The sequence below is a fragment of the Corynebacterium sp. genome, assembly GCF_012838985.1.
In the GTDB taxonomy this organism is placed as follows: domain Bacteria; phylum Actinomycetota; class Actinomycetes; order Mycobacteriales; family Mycobacteriaceae; genus Corynebacterium.
On record NZ_DUOE01000028.1, the window covers coordinates 1 to 4,875 of the forward strand.

6 protein-coding genes and 1 pseudogene are annotated in these 4,875 nt (G+C 69.2%); 6 read left to right on the forward strand and 1 reads right to left on the reverse strand.

What is annotated here, in order from left to right; genetic code table 11:
* The 3 genes and pseudogenes from GXZ33_RS01130 to GXZ33_RS01140 form a co-directional block, all read left to right on the forward strand.
* Positions 1 to 197: pseudogene (locus GXZ33_RS01130) on the forward strand (catechol 1,2-dioxygenase); the annotation flags it as partial.
* A gap of 87 nt (positions 198 to 284) precedes the next feature.
* Complete coding sequence (locus GXZ33_RS01135; RefSeq protein WP_291339029.1) at positions 285 to 1,406, forward strand: muconate/chloromuconate family cycloisomerase; 1,122 nt, start codon at positions 285 to 287, stop codon at positions 1,404 to 1,406.
* Positions 1,407 to 1,422: 16 nt separating this feature from the next.
* The gene (locus GXZ33_RS01140) at positions 1,423 to 1,659 is read left to right on the forward strand and encodes a muconolactone Delta-isomerase family protein (protein ID WP_291339030.1); all 237 of its coding nucleotides are present in this window, start codon (positions 1,423 to 1,425) and stop codon (positions 1,657 to 1,659) included.
* Positions 1,660 to 1,713: 54 nt separating this feature from the next.
* Here the strand turns inward: GXZ33_RS01140 and GXZ33_RS01145 are convergent, their stop codons facing one another.
* Positions 1,714 to 1,995: a hypothetical protein gene (locus tag GXZ33_RS01145; RefSeq protein WP_291339031.1), complete on the reverse strand. Its 282-nt coding sequence runs from the start codon at positions 1,993 to 1,995 to the stop codon at positions 1,714 to 1,716.
* A gap of 436 nt (positions 1,996 to 2,431) precedes the next feature.
* On the opposite strand from GXZ33_RS01145, the gene pcaH reads away from it, so the two are divergent.
* Genes pcaH through pcaB form a run of 3 tightly spaced genes read left to right on the forward strand, consistent with a single transcriptional unit; the run spans position 2,432 to position 4,854 of the window.
* The gene (gene pcaH / locus GXZ33_RS01150; RefSeq protein ID WP_040086538.1) at positions 2,432 to 3,121 is read left to right on the forward strand and encodes a protocatechuate 3,4-dioxygenase subunit beta; all 690 of its coding nucleotides are present in this window, start codon (positions 2,432 to 2,434) and stop codon (positions 3,119 to 3,121) included.
* Positions 3,122 to 3,137: 16 nt separating this feature from the next.
* Positions 3,138 to 3,731, forward strand: coding sequence for a protocatechuate 3,4-dioxygenase subunit alpha (gene pcaG / locus GXZ33_RS01155; RefSeq protein WP_040086537.1), 594 nt, complete (start codon positions 3,138 to 3,140; stop codon positions 3,729 to 3,731).
* A gap of 1 nt (position 3,732) precedes the next feature.
* Positions 3,733 to 4,854 carry a 3-carboxy-cis,cis-muconate cycloisomerase gene (pcaB, locus tag GXZ33_RS01160; RefSeq protein ID WP_291339032.1) on the forward strand — a complete coding sequence of 374 codons (1,122 nt, stop codon included), beginning with the start codon at positions 3,733 to 3,735 and terminating at the stop codon, positions 4,852 to 4,854.
* Positions 4,855 to 4,875 lie beyond the last annotated feature (21 nt).

The window sequence follows — 4,875 nt, forward strand, 5'->3', positions numbered from 1 at the left end:
GCCCGGCCCACCTGCACCTGATGGTCAAGCACCCGGGCTACCGCGAGATCACCACCCAGCTCTACTTCGAGGGCGGCGAGTGGGTCGAGAACGACGTCGCCACCGCTGTGAAGCCGGAGCTCATGCTGGACCCGAAGCCGAACGCTGAGGGCATCCAGGAGGTCACCTACAACTTCGCTCTGGACCAGGAGAACTAGTCTTCTCCACGGTCAACGCCCCACTTCCCTAGAATTACCAGGGGAGTGGGGCGTTTCCCCGTTCCCACAGATATATAGGAGTAACACTTGTCTGATCTGAAGATCGCGAAGGTCGAGACCCGCCTTCTCGACGTCCCCCTCTTCCGCCCCCACGGCTTCGCCACCTACACCGCCACCGCCCAGCCCATCCTGCTGGTCTCGGTCACCCTCGAAGGCGGCGTCACCGGCTTCGGCGAGGGCGTCGTCCCCGGCGGCGCCTGGTGGGGAGGCGAGAACGCCGAGACCATGAAGGTCATCATCGACGGCAACCTCGCCCCCATCATGGTCGGCCGCGAGGTCAACGAGCTGGCCGGCATCATGGCCGACTTCGAGCGCTCCGTGGCCAACATGCGTTTCGCGAAGGCCGCCTGCGACATCGCCATGCACGACGCCTGGGCCCGCGCCCTGGGTATCCCGGTCCGTGACCTGCTCGGCGGTCGCGTCCGCGACGAGATCGACGTGACCTGGGCCCTCGGCGTCCTGCCGCTGGAGGAGGCCGTCGGCGAGATCGAGGAGCGCATCGCCTCCCACGGGCACACCTCCTTCAAGCTCAAGATGGGCTCCGGAGACCCGGCCGTGGACACCTCGCGCATCGCCGAGCTGGCCCGCGAACTCGACGGGCGCGTCGGTCTGCGTATCGACGTCAACGCCCGCTGGGACCGCATCACCTCCCTGAAGTACCTGCCGAAGCTGGCCGAGGCCGGCGTCGAACTGTTCGAGCAGCCCACCCCGGCCCATGACCTGGCCACCCTCCGCGAGATCACCCGCCGCATCGGCGTGCCCGTCATGGCTGACGAGTCCGTGTGCTCCCCGGCTGATGCCCTGGCCGTGGTCCGCGAGGAGGCCGCCGACGTCATCGCCGTGAAGACCACCAAGCTCGGCGGTCTCCTCGAGTCGAAGAAGACCGCCGCCATCGCCGAGGCCGCCGGCCTGGCCTGCCACGGCGCCACCTCCCTTGAGGGGCCCTTCGGCACCGCCGCGTCCCTGCACTTCGCGTGCTCCACCAAGGCGATCTCCTACGGCTCGGAGCTCTTCGGCCCGATGCTGCTCCGGGAGTCCTACACCACCGAGGACCTCGTCTACGAGGACGGCGTGGTCCGGCTGCCGGAGGGTCCGGGACTGGGCCTGGAGCCCGACTGGGACAAGATCAACCACTTCACCCGCGACTAGCGATATCCTCGCCACCATGTGGCTCATCCGACTCGTGGCACGTCTTCCGCTCGACATGGACCCCGAGGTCCGCGCCGACCTCCTCCAGCGCACCGGCGACCTGCTCGCCGGGTGGCCCGGTGAGCTGTGGCGCATCCCGGGCGGGTGGACGGTGGTCGCGCGGGTGGAGTCCACGGACCCGCACGCGCTCATCGCGGGGCTGCCGCTGGGGCCGTGGCTGGATGTCACGGTGGAGCCGCTCGTCCGGTTGTGAGGCATGAAAGAACTCCCCGTCCCTGATGCAGGGACGGGGAGTCGGCTTTTTCCTCTACAGGGAGGAGGTCAGTGCGGAGGAGCCGAGGCCCAGGCCGCCACCCACGAGGGAGGAGCCCACGGACCAGATGGCCCAGGCGACACCCATCTGGATGCCGGCGTGGACCTGGTCGGCCGGAGCGCCCGGGAAGACGTTCTGGACACCCTGGACCCACGCGTGGTCGACCGGGATCTGGGAGGACGGGTACGGGGCCGCGGACTGCGCGTTGGCGACGGCAGAGGTGCCACCCAGGACGAGGGCGGTGGTGGCGAGGGCGACGATGGACTTACGAAGCATGGGAGCCTCCTGTGTAGATGCAGTGTATGGGGAACTTCATTCGCACTGTGGGTGGTGCTTAGTCCCGAGGTTATGTGTGCTCTTCAGTGGATGCTCGTCCTGCGGCCAACAGTTGCAATTCTGTGGCCCAATGGGGGTGTTCTGCTTCACACGGATGACCATTGCAACAGGTCAGCCGTGTTTTGTTTTGGGGGCAAAGGGGGTGGTCCCTGTGTTGCCGCTTATCGACGCCCCGCCGGTCTGATTTCTCGGCCGCCCTCCGTCACCCTGGTGCACACCCCTAACTAACCCCCGGGTCAAATGGGCGCGCTAAACGCGCTGGCCAGCGGGGATTCATTCGGGAGCGGTACGTTCGCATGGCGAACCCCTTGCCAAAGTGTGAACCACGTCTCTACGGTGACGTCCAACACCCCACAGGGAACAGGAGGACCCACCCATGACCACCCTCAACGCCGCCACCGACGGCTTCTTCGCCCCACTCCACTTCCCGGAGTACCGCACCACCGTCAAGCGCAACCCGAACAACGACCTCATCATGGTCCCCGAGCGTCTCGGTGAACTCTCCGGCCCCGTCTTCGGCAGCTACGACCTCGGCGGCATCGACAACGACATGACCCAGGCCAACGGCGGCGAGGCCATCGGCCAGCGCATCCTCGTCCACGGCCGTGTCCTCGGCTGGGACGGCAAGCCGGTCCCGAACACCCTCATCGAGGCGTGGCAGGCCAACTCCGCGGGCCGCTACCGCCACAAGAACGACTCCTGGCCCGCCCCGCTCGACCCCCACTTCAACGGCGTGGCCCGCACCATGACCGACGAGAACGGCCACTACAGCTTCTACACCGTCAAGCCGGGCATGTACCCGTGGGGCAACCACCACAACGCGTGGCGCCCGGCGCACATCCACTTCTCGCTCTTCGGCCGCCAGTTCACCGAGCGCCTGGTCACCCAGATGTACTTCCCGGGCGACCCGATGTTCTTCCAGGACCCCATCTACAACGCGGTCCCGGCCGGCGCCCGCGAGCGCATGATCGCCGTCTTCGACTACGACGAGACCCGCCCGAACTACGCCCTGGGCTACAAGTTCGACATCGTCCTGCGCGGCAAGAACGCCACCCCCTTCGAGTAGAGACAGAGGAAATCCCATGATCGACACCCACAAGACCGGCGAGTTCCGCTACGAGGTCTCCGACATCCGCGACCAGGACGAGGCCGGCTTCGGCATCACCCCCTCCCAGACGGTCGGCCCCTACGTCCACATCGGGCTCACCCGTGAGGGCTCCGAGATCATCGCCCCGGAGGGCACCGCCGACACCGTCGACGTCACCTTCACCGTCCTCGACGGCAACGGCGACCCGGTGGCCGACGCCATGATCGAGATCTGGCAGACCGGCCCGGACGGCACCTACAACACCGAGGAGGCCGAGGGCTTCCGCGGCCTGGGCCGGGGCATGTGCGACGACACCGGCTCCGTCACCTTCACCACCGTGCTGCCGGGTGCCGCCGGCGAGGAGGCCCCGCACCTCAAGGTCGGTGTGTTCGCGCGCGGCATGCTCGAGCGCCTGTACACCCGCCTCTACTTCCCGGCCAACGACAACAGCGCCGACCCGGTGCTCCAGCTTGTCGACGCCCCCCGCCGCGACCTCCTCCTCGCGGAACCGGTGGACGGTGGTTTCCGGAAGACCATCGTCATGCAGCACGAGGATCCGGAGAAGGAGACCCCGTTCTTCCGTGTCTGACCTGAGCCGCACCACCTACAGTGACGTCGCCGGCGGCGACACCCGCGTCCACGAGCACCTCTCGGACCGCGCGTTCCTCGCCGCGATCCTCGAGTTCGAACGCGCACTCGCCGACGCCGCCGCCGAGGCCGGCCACATCAGCTCGGAGTCCGCGCAGGCCGCGCGCGACGCCATCGACGCCCACCAGCTCGACGTCGCCGCCACGGCAGCCGCCTCCGCGGCCGGCGGCAACCCCGCCATCCCCCTGGTCGCCGCGCTCAAGGAGCAGGCCCGCGACACCGCCGGCATCCACGTCGGCGCCACCAGCCAGGACGCCGTCGACACCGCCCTCGTGCTGTGCGTGCGTCGTGCGGTGCGGGAGCTGGACGGGCAGCTGAGTGACGTCGAGACGCTGCTGGCGGACCTCGCCGCCACCCACCGCGACAGCCCCGTCATGGGCCGCACCCTCGGCCAGCAGGCCCTGCCAACCACCTTCGGCCTCATCGCCGCCGGCTGGCTCGAGGCCGTCCGCGAGTCCGCCCGCCAGCTGGGCCTGGCCGCCGAGGCGCTGCCCGTCCAGTACGCCGGGGCGACCGGCAACCTGGTGGACACCCACCCGCGGGGCATCGACGTCCACGACCGGCTCGCCCGGCAGCTCTGCCTGGCGGACCGCCCGCTGGTGTGGCACACCAACCGCCTCCCGTTGGTGAGCGTCGGCCTGGCCGCCGCCCAGGTGGCCGGCGCCGTGCGCAAGATCGCCGGCGACATCGTCGCCTCCTCGGCCACCGAGATCGCCGAACTCGCCGAGGCCACCCCGGGCGGCAGCTCCTCCATGCCGCACAAGGCCAACCCCGCGGCCGCCGTCGCCTGCGACGGCTACGCCCGTCGCACCCCGGGGCTGGCCGCCACCCTGCTCGACACCCTCGACTGCCGCTGGCAGCGCGGCACCGGCAGCTGGCACGCCGAGTGGCAGACCATCCGCGACCTGCTCGCCGCCACCGCCTCCGCCGTCGCCCGCCTCCACGCCAGCCTCGACGGCATCCGGGTGCACACCGACACCATGGCGCAGCGCACCGCTGACCGGGCCACCGGGCACGCCGCCGAGATCACCGACCTCATCCTGGAAGGGGAGACCCGTGACTGACTCCACGAACATCTACGACGA